Source organism: Streptomyces sp. NPDC051041, assembly GCF_044456065.1.
GTDB lineage: Bacteria > Actinomycetota > Actinomycetes > Streptomycetales > Streptomycetaceae > Streptomyces > Streptomyces glaucus.
The window spans coordinates 1-15227 of the sequence record NZ_JBITFM010000009.1 but is presented as its reverse complement, the minus strand read 5'-3'; the positions used below and the strand labels follow the sequence as shown (position 1 = coordinate 15227).

Genomic DNA, 15227 nt, shown 5'->3' with positions numbered 1-15227 from the left:
AAGAATGATCCCTCCGTCCCTCCGCATCAACCGCGGCGGAAGGTCCGGCTCCGGTTCGTCCGGGGCGGACGCCCGCACGCGGTGGACGTGCGGGGCGGCGGGGGATCGGACCCTGTCCGCCGTCGGACCCCGTCAGCGATCAGCATCGGATCCGATTGGATTCGGACCGCCGTGAGCCCCTGGATCGCACGGGTTCACCGGACGCGTCGCCTCCCTGTCGTCGAACGATCCCTTGACGACAGGCGAGAACGCGGAGGCCGCGGATCGACGGATCCGGGCCGGCCGCGACCGACGGCGTGGTGCCGCGGTCCTGGGACGGAGCCGTCGGCGCGGGCCGGGCAACGGTGGACCGGTCGAGGGCTCGGCCCATTCTGCGCCCGCCCCCTCGGCCGGGCCGCCGGACGAAACGCCCGGACGCCCCCTGGCGTCGAACTCGATGCCGCCGGTCGCCTCGCCAGATTTCCCCTTTTCCCGAGCACGGCGAAAAATCGCCGGCATTCGATGGCGGGTTCGCCCATGAGGCAGGCGGGTATCGGGAGCGCAATCAGCGATATACGCAACGGCGGAACGCGCGATATGCCATACGGTCGGCCGTCATGGACTCAGTCACAAGGACACGGCTTCACCAGGCAAGTCAAGACTTACCTTTGAGGAAATTTGACCGTATGGTGCGGCTCGAATCGAAGGAGCCCCCCTTGTCGAAAGTGGATGATCCCGCGGTGCGTGCGCTTGCATCGGAGCAGGATTATGTGTCCTCCCTGTACGGGTTACTCACCGAGCGGCTTTCCGAGGCGCGAGCACACCGAGCCAGTGTGCTGAAGGCCCCGGCGGACAGCCCCGACGAGGCCTATGAGCGAGAAATCGCCGCCGAGCGTCTGACCAAGGAAATCAGCCGGCTGGAGGGCGCCGAAAAAGGGCTGGTCTTCGGGCGCATCGACTGGACGGACGGCACGGCCCTGCGAATCGGGCGGATCGGGCTGCACACGGAGGAGGACGACCTGCCGCTGCTCGTGGACTGGCGCGCGAACGCGGCGCGGCCCTTCTACGAGGCGACCCCGGTCCACCCGATGGGCCTGCGGCGCCGCCGCCACCTGCGCCTGGAGGAGCGCACGGTCGTCTCGGTGAGCGACGAGATCCTGGACGGGTCCGCCCCGACCGACGAGGACGTCGTGGGCGACGGCCCGCTGGCCGAGGCCCTGTCGGCACGGCGTACGGGCAGGATGCACGCGGCCGTCGCCACCCTGCAGGCCGAGCAGGACGAGATCGTCCGCTCCGCCCACCGCGGGGTGACCGTGGTGCAGGGCGGGCCCGGCACCGGCAAGACGGTGGTCGCCCTGCACCGCGCGGCCTATGTGCTGTACGCGTTCCCGCGCGCCGCGGAGGAGGGCGTCCTGGTCGTGGGCCCCAACGCCCGGTTCCTCGACTACATCTCCCAGGTCCTCCCCTCGCTCGGCGAGAACGACGTCGTTCTCGCCACCCTCCCGGAACTGGCCGGAGTGTCCGCGGACACGGCGGGCCCGCTCGACACGGCGCGCCTCAAGGGCGGCTCCGACCTCGCCGACGCGCTGGCCGGCCTGCTGCGCGTCCACCAGGCCCCCGCCGGCGACTTCACCGTGCGGGTCGGACAGGAACGGATCCACCTCCGCCACGAGGAGGTCGCCGCGGCGCGCCGGGCAGCCCTGGCAGCCGTGTCCGGGCACAACCCCGCGCGCGAGGTGTTCAAAGAACTCTTGGTCGACGCCGTCACCGACGCGATGCAACGAGACATGGGCGACCTCCTGGAGCAGATCGACGCCGATGCCGAACGGATGACGGGCATCGACCTCGACCGGTTCACGGGAGCCGCCCAGCGCCGCGCCGAGGGCGCGGCCGACCCGGGTCCGGTCCACGAGCTGGACCTGGACGCCATCCGCGCCGACCTCCTCGACGACGCCGGCGTCGACCGAGCGGTCGAGGCGCTGTGGCCGCGGCTGGCGCCCGGTGACCTCGTGCAGGCGCTGCTGACGGACGCCGGCGCTCTCGCCGAGCACCTGCCCCGCCTGACCGCGCAGGAGCGGTCCCTTCTGCTGCGCGGGCCGGACGACCCGTGGACCGATGCCGACGTGCCGTTGCTGGACGAGGCGGCGGGCCTGGTCGACGGCGCTCCCGAGCGGACGTACGGGCACGTCGTGGTGGACGAGGCGCAGGAACTGACCGCCATGCAGTGGCGGATGATCGTCCGCCGCTGCCCGGCACGGGCGATGACGCTGGTGGGCGACTTCGCCCAGGCGGGCCCGGTCACGACGGCACGCGACTGGAAGGAAGCCCTGAGCCCCCACGTCGGACCGCGGTTCGAGCTGCACAACCTGACCGTCAGCTACCGCACCACCCAGGAGATCCTGGAGAGCGTCCGGGACCTGCTCACGCGGATCGCCCCGGACCAGAGGCCCACGCGGTCACTGCGCAGCGGCGAGAGCCCTCGCACCGTGACCGCACCCCCGGACGGGCTGGTCGCCGCCGTCGTCCGGGAACTCCGCGCCCAGAGCGCCGCGCACCCGGGCGAGCTGCTGGGAGTGATCTGCGCGGACACCAGGGTGGGCGAGCTGACGGCCCGGGGCGTCGCCCATCACGCGCGCATCGTGCCGGCGTCCGAAGCGCGCGGCCTGGAGTTCGACGGGGTCGTGGTCGTCGACCCCGACGAGATCGTCGCGGCCCGCCCCGGCGGCGAAAGGGACTTGTACGTGGCCCTGACCCGGGCCACCAAGCGCCTGTGCACCGTCACCGTCCAGCCCGCCTGACGACTCGGCGTCCGCGTCGTCGCCGCGGGCGCACCCGGCGCGGTACGGGCGCCGGCCCCCGCGCACGGGACTGCTCGCCGTGCCGCACCGAGGTCTCGGCGAGCGGGTCGCCGAGGCATCAGCGGCCTTCGGCCGAATGGGTGAGGGCCGGCACCGGCCGGACGTCGGGATCGGGTGCTGGCGGCTTCCGGCCATGCCTCGGCGCTGCCCCCCTGGTGTGCCCGGCGGGCCGCGCGGCGTGGCCGCGCCGAACGGGCGAGGACGAGCGGGCGGCGTCCGCGGCGGCCGGCCGGGTGGCGGGCGTCCGGGCCGGGTGCGGTTCCGCCCCCGGCGGGCCGCCGGGCGCCGGGTTCCGGCCGCTCACGTGCGGCGGTTGTGGGTGCCCGGGGTGTGGCCGAAGGAACGGCGGAAGACGTCGATGAAGGCGCTGGCGGAGGAGAAGCCGCAGCGGTGGGCGACGGTCGTGACGGGGAGGTCGTCGGCCAGCAGCCCCAGCGCGTGGTAGAGACGGGACTGGGTGCGCCACTGGGGGAAGGTCATGCCGAACTCGCGGCGGAAGAGGCGGCTGAGGGTGCGTTCGCCGGTGCCGGTCACGGCCGCGAGGTGGGCGAGGGTGTGCGGGCGGGCCGGGTCGGCGTGGACCAGCGCGCACACCTCGGCCAGCCGGGGGTCGGCCGGCGCGGGCAGGCGCAGCGGCTGCTGCGGTGCGGCGCGCAGCTGGTCGCGCAGGACGGCGAGCAGACGGCGGCGTTCGGGGCCGTCGTCGCCGGGGTCGCGGGTGTAGGCGAGAATCAGTTCGCGCAGCAGCGGACCGACGGCGAGGACGGTGGGGGTGTCCAGTCCGAGCGGGTTGTCGTCGGCCGGCAGGCCCACCAGGTGCAGATCGAGCCGGCCGTGGGCCCGGTGGGCGTGCACGGTGCCGGCAGGAACCCAGATCGCGCGGGTGCCGGGCGCGAACCAGGTGCCGGCGTCGGTGGTGACGGCCAGGACGCCGGAGCCCGCGTAGACGATCTGGTGGTCGTCGTGCCGGTGGGCGTCGATGCGCTGCCCGGCGGCCAGGTGCTGGGCGCGGGTGGGGGCCGTCGGCGTGTGGCGGATGTTCGGCACAGGTCGGCAGATTATCGGAAGCGGGCCAGGCATCCGGGCGGTGAGGATCGCGGGATGACCGTGAAACACGACCGGCCCGTGGTTCTGATGTCCCTGGGGCACGCCTGCGTGGACGTGTACCAGGGGGCCGTGGCCGCCCTGGTGCCGTACTTCGTCGCCGAGCGGGCCTACTCCTACGCCGCCGCCTCGGGTGTCGTCCTGGCCGCCTCGCTGCTGTCGTCGCTGGTGCAGCCGTTGTTCGGGGCGCTCACCGACCGGTGGGCGATGCCGTGGCTGCTGCCGCTGAGCGCGCTGGCCGCCGGGGCCGGGGTGGGCCTGTGCGGCGTCACCGGCTCCTACGCCCTCACCCTGGCGGCGGTCGCGGTGTCCGGGATCGGGGTCGCCGCCTACCACCCGGAGGCCGCGCGCGCGGCCCGCGCCGCCGCGGGCGGCAGCCACACGGCGATGGGCTGGTTCTCCCTCGGCGGCAACATCGGTTTCGCCCTGGCGCCGCCGCTGGTGTCCGCCGTCGTCGCCGCGGGCGGTCTGCGCGCCTCCCCGTTGCTGCTGCTCCCGGCGCTGGCGGGGGCGGTCCTGTGCGGGGCCGCGGCGCGCTCGGCGCGCGGGCGCGGACCGGCCGGCCGCGCGGGCGGGGCGGGCGGGGCGGGCGGGCGCGACGACTGGGCGTCGTTCCTGCGGCTGTCGGGCGCCGTGGTGTGCCGTTCGGTCGTCTTCACCGGCCTGAGCGCGTTCGTCTCGCTGTACGTCCGGGAGCGGACCGGCGGCGGGGAGGCGGCCGGTACGGCGGCACTGTCCGTGCTGTATCTGGGCGGTGCCGTGGGCACGCTGGCCGGGGGCCGGCTCGCCGGCCGGTACGGGCGGCTCGCGGTGGTGCGCCGGTCGTACGCGCTGACGGTCCTCGCGGTCGCCGGGACCGTCCTGGTGCCCGGGCCGCCGGTGTACCTGTTCGTCGCCCTGACCTCGGCCGGGCTGTACGTCCCCTTCTCGCTGCACATCACGCTGGGCCAGGACTTCCTGCCCCGGCGCGTGGGCACCGCGAGCGGGGTCACGCTGGGCCTGACGGTGAGCGTCGGCGGTCTCGCCGCCCCGGTGCTCGGCGCGCTCGCCGACGCCACGTCCCTGCGGACGGCCCTCCTGCCGCTGGTCGCGCTGCCCGTCGTGGGCCGGCTGCTGCTGTGCGGGCTGCGCGAGCCGGTTCCGCCGGGAGCGCCGGCGCCCGGGCCCGCGGCCCGGTCCGTCCGCTGACCTCGCGGATCCCCGATCCGCCCTCCCCGGCCCGTCCGGTCCAGGATCGTCGGCATCGTCCCCGGCCGCGCCCGCGTGGTGCGCGACGGCGACGCGCCGTTCCCACGGCCGCTGTCCCGCGGCCCGAGGACCGGCCGGCGCGGGACGTTCCGGACGATCCGGCGTGACCGGCCGTCAAAGACCGTGCGGCGCACGGTTCGGGAACCAACTATTGGGCTGCGCTTCACCACGGATACGTCCACTCCCCCTTGGCCCGGCAGGACAGAAACGGGAAGCTGAACTCCCGCTTCCCCCACAGCCGTTGGGCTGCGCCCGGACCCAGAGGAGGACGCAGTGTCGTCGAGCACGTCCCGGACCCGCCGCAGGAGATGGCTCACCGGTCTCGCCGGAGCCGTCACCCTCGTCGTCGCCTTCCCCGCAACCGCCTTCGCCGCCCCGCCCCCGGCCCTGCCCGCCAACGCCGACAGCCTGGAGCGGACGTACCAGCCCGCCTACGACTACGACACCGACGGCTGCTACCCCACACCGGCCATCGGCCCCGACGGCACGGTCAACGGCGGCCTCAACCCGACCGGAGCCCTCAACGGCAACTGCCGCGACGCCTCGGACCTCGACAACACCAACGGCTATTCCCGCTACAAGTGCAACAACGGCTGGTGCGCCTTCATGTACGACCTGTACTTCGAGAAGGACCAGGCCGTGGCGGGCAGCAGCATCGGCGGCCACCGCCACGACTGGGAGCACGTCGTGGTGTGGGTGCAGAACAACACCGTGCAGTACGTCTCCACGTCCAACCACGGCTCGTACACCGTGCACGCGCGGTCCCAGGTCCGCTTCGACGGCACGCACCCGAAGGTCGTGTACCACAAGGACGGCATCAGCACCCACTGCTTCCGCCTGGCCAACTCCAACGACGAGCCGCCGGAGAACCACGAGGGCACCTGGCAGTACCCCGCACTGGTCGGCTGGAACGGCTACCCGGCGGGCGTGCGCGACAAGCTGACCTCGTACAACTTCGGCAGCGCCAACTTCGGCCTCAAGGACGGCAGTTTCGCCTCCAACCTGGCAGCGGCCAAGCCGTCCGGCATCGCCTTCGACCCCAACGCCTGACGCCCGGCGGCCCACCGCCTCGGACACCGGCCGGCCGGGGGCCCAGGTCCCCGGCCGTACCCGGTCTCCGTCCGCCGCCCGATCCGCTCCCCCGGTGCCGCCGCGCAGCGTCCCCGGCACGGACAGGCACGACGGCGGTGGCACCCTCGAAGAAGCCCTGGAACGGCTGCACGCCTCGGGACCGGAACGGCTCGGCCGGCTCACCAACCACGCCCCATGGTCGTCGAGGCGCTCGCCGCCCGCGGCCGGGCGGACGCCGTGCGCCGCTGGCTGGACCGCTACCGGCACGAACTCGAGGACTTCCCCGTCCCCGTGGCCCCGGTGACGGACGACGACCGGGCCGGCGCGCCGACCGCCGCCGCGGCCCTGAACGCCGTGCCCCCGCCGAGCCGACCGCGTACGAGCCCCCGGCCCGCCTCACCCCCGAGGAGGCGCTGGAGCGCGCCCTCGCCCACGGCGACGAGCACGCTCTCAAGCTCACCGGCACGGCTTCGGACGTCGGCGACGACCGGGCCCTCGCCGCGGCGTGGCGGGCGGTCGAGCTGAGCGAGCCGCCGGCCCGAGCTCCCCCGCCGGTGCGAGCGCGCCGCCCCGTGCGGCACGGGAGCACCCGTGCGAGGCACTATCGTGTCCCCATGTCCGTCCCCGAACTGATCCGTATCGTCTCCCGCGACTCGCCCATGGCGCTCGCCCAGGTGGAGCGCGTCCGGGCCGAGCTGACGGCCCTGCATCCCGGTGTGCGCACCGAGGTCGTACCGGTGAAGACGACCGGTGACAAGTGGCTGGGCGACCTGTCGCAGGTCGAGGGCAAGGGCGCGTTCACCAAGGAGGTCGACGCCGCGCTGCTGGCCGGCGAGGCCGATCTGGCGGTGCACTGCGTCAAGGACGTGCCCGCCGACCGGCCGCTGCCCGCGGGCACGGTGTTCGCCGCGTTCCTCCGGCGCGACGACATCCGGGACGCCCTCGTCCACCCGGGCGGACTCACCCTCGACGAACTCCCGGCCGGCACCCGGATCGGCACCTCCTCGGTGCGCCGCGTCGCCCAGCTGGCCGCCACCCACCCGCACCTGCGGTGCGTGCCGTTCCGCGGCAACGCCAACCGGCGCCTCCAGAAGCTGGCGGCCGGCGAGGCGGACGCGCTGCTGCTCGCGGTCGCCGGCCTGGAGCGCATCGGCCGCCGCGACGTGATCAGCGAGGTCCTCTCGCCCGAGACGATGATGCCGCCCATCGGCGCGGGCATCCTCGCCCTGCAGTGCCGCGAGGACGACACCGACCTCATCGACGCGGTCAGCGGCCTCGGCGACCCGGACACGCACCGGGAGGCCACCGCAGAGCGCATGTTCCTGCACGTCCTGCAGGGGCACTGCAACAGCCCGATCGCCGGGTACGCGCGCGTGGACCGCGGCGGCGAACTGTCCCTGCGGGCCTGCGTGTTCACCCCGGACGGCAAGACCCGGCTGAACGCCCACGAGTGGGCGGGGCGGCTCGATGCGGCCACCCTCGGCACCTCGGTCGCCGTGGCCCTGCTGCGTCAGGGCGCCCGCGAGATCATCGACGGCATCCCGCACTGACCCCCTGCCGCCGGGTCAGGCGGTGCCCTCCTCCGCCTGACCCTGCAGGAAGACGCTCACCTGGTGCGCGAGGCTCTCCCGTCCCGCGCCCGGCTGGGTCTCCGCGGCCGGCTCGTGCACACCGATGCCGCCCACCCACAGCCGGCGGTCGGCCCACTCCTCGTCGACCCGCAGCTGGACCTGGATGTCCACCTGGCTCAGGGACGCCTCGGGGCCGGCCGCGTACAGCACGGCGGTGGCCCGGCGCAGCGGGTAGACGTCGAAACCCTCGATGAACTGGGAGTTGCGCCAGTCGATGAAGGCGCTCTCCCCGTCGGGTCCCAGCCGGACGTCGATCTGGCCGTCCTCCAGGTGGATGCCGTAGCGCCGGCTGCCCCGGTTCTCGACGGTCACGCGGACACTGAAGTACGTCAGCCCTTCGGCGGCGTCGTCGCGTCCGCGCGGCGGTTCGGCCGCCTCGAGACGGTGGACGCGGACACGCAGACCGGCATGCTCGTCGTACTCCTGCCAGTCCCCGACCACGTTCGGCTCGTACACAATGCACCTCTCGACCTCTGGAAGCTGCTTCCTATCTGTGTGCTCAGGCCACTGTCAAATGCACGGAATGCACTGTGGCCAGGCAGTTCACCCGTTCTGATCGACGATCAAGCCGTGCGCAGGAGGAATTGACCGACAAGCCGGGAAAGCGCTTGCCCGGACGTGCCGCACATCACGCTCCGCCGGTCCCGCCGGCGGACCGCCCGCCGGCGGCCGGGAGGCCGGTGACGCCGGGCGCGGCGTCCGCGACGCGCATCCCGAAGCCCTCCCGGGGCGGGTGACCGCACGGGAGCCGCCGCCGGGCGTCCGCCTCGGAGCCGGGAGGGGGACCGCGTCGGCCGCCCGGAGCGGCCCGGGGCGCGGCGGAGGGACGGAGACAGGGGCCGGGCCACGGCGGAGACGGGGCGCGGGGCCAGAGCCGGGCAGCGGTCGCGGTCGCGGTCGCCCTCCGGAGTCCTGGAGACGGCCGCGGCCGGGCACGACCCGGCGCCGGCCGCCGGCGGGCCGGGCCGGATCGAGGCCGATGACGCCGCGGCCGCCGGGCCGCTCCGGCGGGCTCCGGGCCGGGACCGCGCCGGAGCGGCACGGCGGGCAGTGTGGCACGGCGGCCGCGGCGGGACCCACGGTCCGCGCCGGCCGCTTCCTGGCCCAAGCGCCCTGCCGGTGGCCGGGGCGGCGCGGGGAGCCGCCGTGCCGGCGGTCCGCCGGGGACGCCGGGGCGGCGTTCCCGGACGGTCCGGACGCCGGGGCGGGGGCGGTGGACATCGCGGGCCGGCGGCGCTGCCGGGTGCCGGACGGCCGGGGCGCGGAACGCCGTCCGGGGAGATCGCCCGGCCGCGGGACGAGGGCCCGGCCGGAGCGGCCGCAGCGGGCCGGGGAAGCCGTGCCAGGAACCCGCGGGGACGAGTCTCGACAGGCGCCGGCGGGTTTGCGGCGCGGTGAATTCGTTGAATTCACAACGCGTCGTTCCGGCGGCATTCCCGGCCCTCGCGCCGACCCTGCACAATCACCCGGCAGCGGTACGTCACCGAATTCTGGAATTGTTTTGAAAACGGCGCCGCCGGGAATGCCCCAGTCAGTGCTTCGGACTGAAGGCACGTCCGTGGGAGCCGGCCCGCCGCGCCCCGGGTGTCCCCGTGAGGTCCGAGACCGCGCCTCCCATGGTGTCCGTCCGCCCGCCCCCCTGCCGAGGGAGGTGCGCACCATGCGTGTCGCCAGCAGAACCAAGCCGCACCCGCACGACGACGCCCCCGACACGGCCGCGGACTTCGAACGCCTCGTGCGGCTGCCCGAGGGACCGGAGCGCAGGGCGCTGCGGGACGAGCTGATCCGGGCCTGGCTGCCCATGGCCGAGCGGATCGCCGTCCGCTTCCGGGGCCGCGGCGAGAGCCTCGAGGACCTGTACCAGGTGGCGGCGCTGGGGCTGGTCAAGGCCGTCGACCACTACGACCCGGCCCGCGGGCACGCCTTCGAGGCGTACGCCGTGCCCACCATCACCGGTGAGATCAAGCGGCACTTCCGCGACCACATGTGGACGCTGCACGTGCCGCGCCGGGTCCAGGACCTGCGCAACCGCGTGCGGCGCGCCGCGAAGGAGCTGGCGCAGACGACCCCGGGACGCGTCCCCACCGCCGCCGAGATCGCCGAGCACGCGCACCTGACGCCGCACGAGGTGCGCATGGGCATGGAGGCCCTGGATTGCTTCTCCGCGCTGTCGCTGGAGGCGGAGATGCCCGGCACCGACGGGTACGCGCTCGGGGACTCGCTCGGCGGACCCGACCCGGCCTACGACACCGTCGTCGACCGGGTGGCCGCCGCCCCCTGTCTGCAGGCGCTGCCCGAACGCGAGCGGACCATCCTGTACCTGCGGTTCTTCCACGGCATGACGCAGAACCGGATCGCGCAGCAGCTCGGGATCTCGCAGATGCACGTCTCCCGCCTGCTCAGCGGCTGCTTCGCCCAGCTCCGCGAGGAGATCCTCACCGAGAGCGGCTGAGCGCGGCCCGGCGCCGCCGGGGCGGGTTCAGCGCTCCGGCGGCGCTCCGGGTATCTGGGTCGGGCCGTGCCGGTCCAGCGCGTCCTCCAGCTCGATCCGGATCTCCCGGGGCATCACTCCGGTGCGCCCCCAGACGAGTATCGTCTCCGCGACATTCCGCAGCTTGGTGTTCGTGTGCTGGGACACGTCCTTGAGCACGGCCCAGCCCTGGTCCGGCGTCACCCGGCCGAGCGCCACGATCATCCCTATCGCCTGGTCCACGACGGCGTGCGAGACGACCGCCTCCTTCAGCTGCCGGACCTGTTCCTGCAGCTCGAGGATCTGGTCCGAGCCTCCGTCCGCGGGCATGGTCACCTCCGGGTCCGGTGCGTCGCCGCGCCTGTTCCTGGTGGTACGGCGCCGACGCATCCATCGTCGCCGCCCGTCCCACCCCGTGCCACTGGGCCGTCCGGGGCCGCCCGCCACCGTTTCGGCGCCGGCGCCGGGGTACCCGGCAGGCGTCCTCGGCGGTTCGGCCGGACACTGGTGTGAGTCCGGTGGCTGCCGGTGGACGAGACCAGGACGCGACTGCCATGAACCACGACACGACCTCCCCCGCCGGTGCGAACAGCGTCTTCTCCACGCACTCCGTTTCCGGGGCCCCCTGCTGGGTGACGCTGACCAGCCGTGACCTGAAGGCCACGGAGGAGTTCTACTCCGCCGTGCTGGGCTGGCAGTGGCGGCCGACCAGGCTCGGCGACCACTTCCGCATCGCCCTGGCGGACGGGGCGCCGGTCGCCGGGATCGCCGCCGTCGCCGCCATGTGGCAGATGGCGGTGGCGTGGACCCCGTACTTCGCCGTGACCAGTGCGAACGAGGCCGTCTTCCGGGTGCAGGAACGCGGCGGCACGGCGGCGGTCGGCCCGCTCTCCATCCCGCCCGGCCGGGTGGCGCTGCTCGCCGACCGGGACGGCGCCACCTTCGGCGTCTGGGAGGGGAAGCTGTTCACCGACTGGGAGACCTGGCGCCGCGCCCAGCCGGCCTTCATCAGGCTCCACACCCGCGACGCCTTCGACGCCGCCATCTTCTACGGCGAGGTCCTCGACTGGGCGTCGGGACGTCCCGGCTGCTGCGAGGTGCAGTACGAGGGCGACGAGGTCGTGCTGCGCAGCCAGGGGGACGTGGTGGCGCGCATCGAGTCGGGCGCCCTGGAGGCGGCCCCCGACCCGACGATCCGGCCGCACTGGCAGGTCCACTTCGCCGTCGACGACGTGGCGGCCTGCGTGCGGGCCGCGGAGCTGCACGGCGGCAGCGTCCTGTCCAAAGGCAGCGACGAGGCGGTGCTCCGGGACCCCGACGGCGCGCAGTTCACGGTGACCGCGCGCCGCGGGCGCTGATCTCACCGGGCGGTGCGGGAGGGCCGGGACAGCAGCACCAGGCTGCGTGACTCGACGGTCAGCACCGCGCTCGCCTTGTGCTCCGCCTCGTCGGGCGTGCCCTCCGGGCCGGCGGTGTCGATCAGCGTCGTCCAGCGCTCCCCGTAGGCGGCGTCGGGCAGCCGGAAGTCCGTCGGCTCCCAGTGGCCGTTGAACAGCAGCAGCAGGGAGTCGTCCACCACGGGCCGGCCGCACGGGTCGGGTTCGGCGATGGCGTCGCCGTTGAGGAAGACGCCGACGGCGTGGGCGTCGGGGCGCTGCCAGTCGTCGTCGCTCATCTCGCGCCCGTCCGGCCGCAGCCACACCAGGTCGGGCAGCGGCTGGTCCGCGCGCGTGAGCGTCTCCCCGCGGAAGAAGCGGCGCCGGCGCAGCACCGGGTGGGCGGCGCGCAGCGCGATGACGTCCCGGGTGAAGGCCAGCAGGTCCCGCTGTTCCCCGGTCAGCCGCCAGTCGATCCAGGAGATCTCGTTGTCCTGGCAGTAGGCGTTGTTGTTGCCCCGCTGGGTGCGGCCCAGTTCGTCGCCGTGGCAGAGCATCGGGATGCCCTGCGACAGCATGAGGGTGGCGAGGAGGTTGCGCTGCTGCCGGGCGCGCAGCTCCAGCACGGCCGCGTCGTCGGTCTCGCCCTCGGCCCCGCAGTTCCAGGACCGGTTGTGGCTCTCGCCGTCCTGGTTGTCCTCGCCGTTGGCCTCGTTGTGCTTGTCGTTGTACGAGACCAGGTCGCGCAGGGTGAACCCGTCGTGCGCGGTGACGAAGTTGACGCTGGCGCGCGGGCGGCGCCTGTTGTGCGCGTACAGGTCGGAGGAGCCGGTGAGCCGGGAGGCGAACTCGCCGAGCGTGTGGTCCTCGCCGCGCCAGAAGTCCCGTACGGCGTCCCGGTACTTGCCGTTCCACTCCGACCACAGCGGCGGGAAGTTGCCCACCTGGTAGCCGCCCTCGCCGACGTCCCACGGTTCGGCGATCAGCTTCACCCGGCTGATCACCGGGTCCTGCTGGATCAGGTCGAAGAACGCCGACAGCCGGTCCACCTCGTGGAACTGCCGCGCCAGGGTGGCCGCGAGGTCGAAGCGGAAGCCGTCGACGTGCATCTCGGTGATCCAGTACCGCAGCGAGTCCATGATCAGCTGCAGGACGTAGGGATGCCGCATCAGCAGGCTGTTGCCGGTGCCGGTGGTGTCGTAGTAGTGCTCCCAGTCGCCGTCCACCAGACGGTAGTAGGAGGCGTTGTCGATGCCGCGGAAGGAGAGGGTGGGGCCCTTCTCGTTGCCCTCGGCGGTGTGGTTGTAGACCACGTCGAGGATCACTTCCAGTCCGGCCTCGTGCAGGGCCTTCACCATCGCCTTGAACTCGGTGACCTGCTGCCCGCGGGTGCCGAGGGCGGCGTAGCCGTTGTGCGGCGCGAAGAAGCCGATGGTGTTGTAGCCCCAGTAGTTGGACAGTCCGCGGCCCTGGAGCACCCCGTCGTGCACGAACTGGTGCACCGGCATCAGCTCCACCGCGGTCACGCCCAGCGAGGTCAGGTGCTCCACGACCGCCGGGTGCGCCAGCCCGGCGTAGGTGCCGCGGAGTTCGGCGGGGACGTCGGGGTGGGTGCGGGTCAGTCCCCGTACGTGGGCCTCGTAGATCACCGTGTCCGCGTACGGCCGCCGGGGCGGGCGGTCGTCGCCCCAGTCGAAGAACGGGTCGGTGACCACGCCGAGCATGGTGTGCCCGGCGCTGTCGGCGGGGTCGGGCCGGCCGGGCGTGCGCTCGAAGAGGGAGGGGTGGTCGTCGACCTGGCCGTCCACCGCCCTGGCGTACGGGTCGAGGAGCAGCTTCGCCGGGTTGCACCGGTGGCCGACGGCCGGGGCCCACGGCCCGTGCACGCGGTAGCCGTAGCGCTGTCCCGGGCCGACACCGGGCAGGTAGCCGTGCCACACGAAGCCGTCGGCCTCGGTCAGCGGCACGGTGGCGTGGTGGCCGTCGTCGTCCACGAGGACGAGGTCGACCCGTTCGGCGACCTCGCTGAAGAGGGCGAAGTTGGTGCCCTGCCCGTCGTAGGAGGCGCCGAGGGGATAGGGGTGCCCGCCCCAGACGGGCACCCCCTTCCGGCCGGCCGGCACGGCGGTCACCGGGCCTCCTCCAGGACCTCGCCCGGCGCGCTCGCCGGTCCGGCCAGGCGGACGACCGGGGCCTCCCGGGGCACCTGGCGGGCCTCCCGCGACTCCGGCGCGGGCACGGGCGGCACCAGCGGAGCGCGTTCGCCGGCCCGGGCGCGCTGCGAGAACCAGATGACCCTGGCTCCGGTCTCGGTGGCGCAGCAGCCCCAGCCGTCGCTCGTCGCGGCGAGGTGCCGCAGGCAGGCGCGCAGGTCCTGGTCCGGGCGGAGCGCGTGGTCGTTGCCCCCGACGGCGGTGATGAGGTGCTGGCCGTTCCACCACATCTCGATCGACGTGTTCTTGTCCGTGGCGTGTTCGTCGATCGCCCGCAGCAGCATCTCCGCACCGCGGCAGACGGGCTCGACGAGGTTCTCCAGGTCCCAGAACCTGAGGTGAGCGGCCAGGATGCGCCTGACCTGGCCGATCCGCTGCGGACCGACCTCCACGTCGAGGTGGTAGTAGCAGGGCACTGCGGTCTTCATCGTCGTGGCTCCTCACCGCGAAACTCCCGCTCCTCCCGGCCCTGGCGGACCGAGCCCCGAACACGAAGCGTGAGCATGTATCGCTTCTGAGTCACTCCAGAGTGGGTGGCCTAGCCCATTCGTGCAACACGAGGCGACCCGTGAGGCCGAAGAGGGGACAGTTGAAGGTCCAACAAGACGCTGGGTCGCAACGCGTGCACCATGAGTCAGGAAACTCGACGACCGTGACGGACCCGCGCCCACCGACGCGCGGTCACCGCCCGGCCGTCGGGAACCCCCCGTCGAGTCCCGGAAGGTGAACGGCCCATGCTGCTACCCGCCAAAGCCGAAGTCGCCCGGCAGCTGCGGCGCTACCGGGCCTGGGAACGGCTGATGCTCGCCTCGCCCACCGACCGCGCGGTGCGGGCCACCTTCGAGGACTCGGGCTACACCCTCTGCGTGCTGATGGGGAAGCGGTGCGCCCGGGAGGCCGCCGACGCGGCCGAACGGTACCTGCGCACGAGCCTGGTCACCTACGTGCGGGAGCAGAGCGAGCGGCCCCGTGCCGGGGAGGCGGCCAGGCGCGGCCCGCCCGCCGCCGGCCGGCCTTCCCCGGCGGGGAGTTGGAACCCCTCCGGCGCAGCTTGACCCCCTGGCCGGACAGGACGTCCGGCTTCGAGCACGGCGGAGGTGAGGACCCATGAGCGCGACCCCCCGGATCGGCCGCATCCCGGTGCAGGAGGTCCACCCGGTGGTGGAGTGCGGCAGGCGCCCGGCCAAGGCGGTGGTGGGTGAGTCGTTCGAGGTGTCGGCCACCGTGTTCCGGGAGGGGCACGATGCGGTGGCGGCCAATGTCGTGCTGCGGGATCC

At 73.8% G+C, this 15227-nt stretch carries 13 protein-coding genes and 1 pseudogene; 9 read left to right on the top strand and 5 right to left on the bottom strand.

What is annotated here, in order from left to right:
* Positions 1-749: 749 nt before the first annotated feature.
* Positions 750-2777, top strand: a complete 2028-nt coding sequence (locus ACIBAI_RS16570) for a HelD family protein (protein ID WP_399035105.1) — start codon at positions 750-752, stop codon at positions 2775-2777.
* A 360-nt stretch (positions 2778-3137) separates the two neighbouring features.
* Here the strand turns inward: ACIBAI_RS16570 and ACIBAI_RS16565 are convergent, their stop codons facing one another.
* Positions 3138-3884, bottom strand: coding sequence for an AraC family transcriptional regulator (locus tag ACIBAI_RS16565; RefSeq protein ID WP_399034777.1), 747 nt, complete (start codon positions 3882-3884; stop codon positions 3138-3140).
* 54 nt (positions 3885-3938) lie between these two features.
* Between ACIBAI_RS16565 and ACIBAI_RS16560 the strand changes: the two genes are divergently transcribed.
* The 4 genes and pseudogenes from ACIBAI_RS16560 to hemC all read left to right on the top strand — a co-directional run bounded on the left by ACIBAI_RS16560 (position 3939) and on the right by hemC (position 7810).
* Positions 3939-5129, top strand: a complete 1191-nt coding sequence (locus tag ACIBAI_RS16560) for an MFS transporter (RefSeq protein WP_399034775.1) — start codon at positions 3939-3941, stop codon at positions 5127-5129.
* Between the two features lie 333 nt (positions 5130-5462).
* Entirely contained in the window at positions 5463-6239 is a 777-nt protein-coding gene (locus ACIBAI_RS16555) for an NPP1 family protein (protein ID WP_399034773.1), read from the top strand.
* Between the two features lie 94 nt (positions 6240-6333).
* Positions 6334-6575: pseudogene (locus ACIBAI_RS16550) on the top strand (hypothetical protein); the annotation flags it as partial.
* Positions 6576-6874: 299 nt separating this feature from the next.
* Complete coding sequence (gene hemC, locus ACIBAI_RS16545) at positions 6875-7810, top strand: hydroxymethylbilane synthase (RefSeq protein WP_399034771.1); 936 nt, start codon at positions 6875-6877, stop codon at positions 7808-7810.
* 15 nt (positions 7811-7825) lie between these two features.
* Here the strand turns inward: hemC and ACIBAI_RS16540 are convergent, their stop codons facing one another.
* The gene (locus tag ACIBAI_RS16540) at positions 7826-8347 is read right to left on the bottom strand and encodes a hypothetical protein (RefSeq protein ID WP_399034769.1); all 522 of its coding nucleotides are present in this window, start codon (positions 8345-8347) and stop codon (positions 7826-7828) included.
* A gap of 1204 nt (positions 8348-9551) precedes the next feature.
* Between ACIBAI_RS16540 and ACIBAI_RS16535 the strand changes: the two genes are divergently transcribed.
* Entirely contained in the window at positions 9552-10343 is a 792-nt protein-coding gene (locus ACIBAI_RS16535; RefSeq protein ID WP_399034767.1) for an RNA polymerase sigma factor SigF, read from the top strand.
* Positions 10344-10370: 27 nt separating this feature from the next.
* Here ACIBAI_RS16535 and ACIBAI_RS16530 read toward each other — a convergent pair whose 3' ends face one another.
* A complete protein-coding gene (locus tag ACIBAI_RS16530) occupies positions 10371-10691 on the bottom strand; it encodes an ANTAR domain-containing protein (protein WP_399034765.1) in 321 nt (106 codons plus the stop codon).
* A 224-nt stretch (positions 10692-10915) separates the two neighbouring features.
* On the opposite strand from ACIBAI_RS16530, the gene ACIBAI_RS16525 reads away from it, so the two are divergent.
* Positions 10916-11719 (top strand): VOC family protein, encoded by an 804-nt coding sequence (locus ACIBAI_RS16525; RefSeq protein WP_399034763.1) that lies wholly within the window; start codon positions 10916-10918, stop codon positions 11717-11719.
* A 2-nt stretch (positions 11720-11721) separates the two neighbouring features.
* On the opposite strand, the gene glgX is transcribed toward ACIBAI_RS16525, so the two are convergent.
* Both glgX and ACIBAI_RS16515 read right to left on the bottom strand, forming a co-directional pair.
* Entirely contained in the window at positions 11722-13869 is a 2148-nt protein-coding gene (glgX, locus tag ACIBAI_RS16520) for a glycogen debranching protein GlgX (protein ID WP_399034761.1), read from the bottom strand.
* The gene (locus ACIBAI_RS16515; protein ID WP_344609772.1) at positions 13866-14378 is read right to left on the bottom strand and encodes a pep a2; all 513 of its coding nucleotides are present in this window, start codon (positions 14376-14378) and stop codon (positions 13866-13868) included. The genes glgX and ACIBAI_RS16515 overlap by 4 nt, the downstream gene beginning before the upstream one ends.
* A 306-nt stretch (positions 14379-14684) precedes the next feature.
* On the opposite strand from ACIBAI_RS16515, the gene ACIBAI_RS16510 reads away from it, so the two are divergent.
* Positions 14685-15005, top strand: a complete 321-nt coding sequence (locus tag ACIBAI_RS16510; RefSeq protein ID WP_399034758.1) for a DUF5133 domain-containing protein — start codon at positions 14685-14687, stop codon at positions 15003-15005.
* 52 nt (positions 15006-15057) lie between these two features.
* Positions 15058-15227: maltotransferase domain-containing protein (locus ACIBAI_RS16505; protein ID WP_399035103.1), on the top strand; the 170-nt coding region annotated here is incomplete at its 3' end.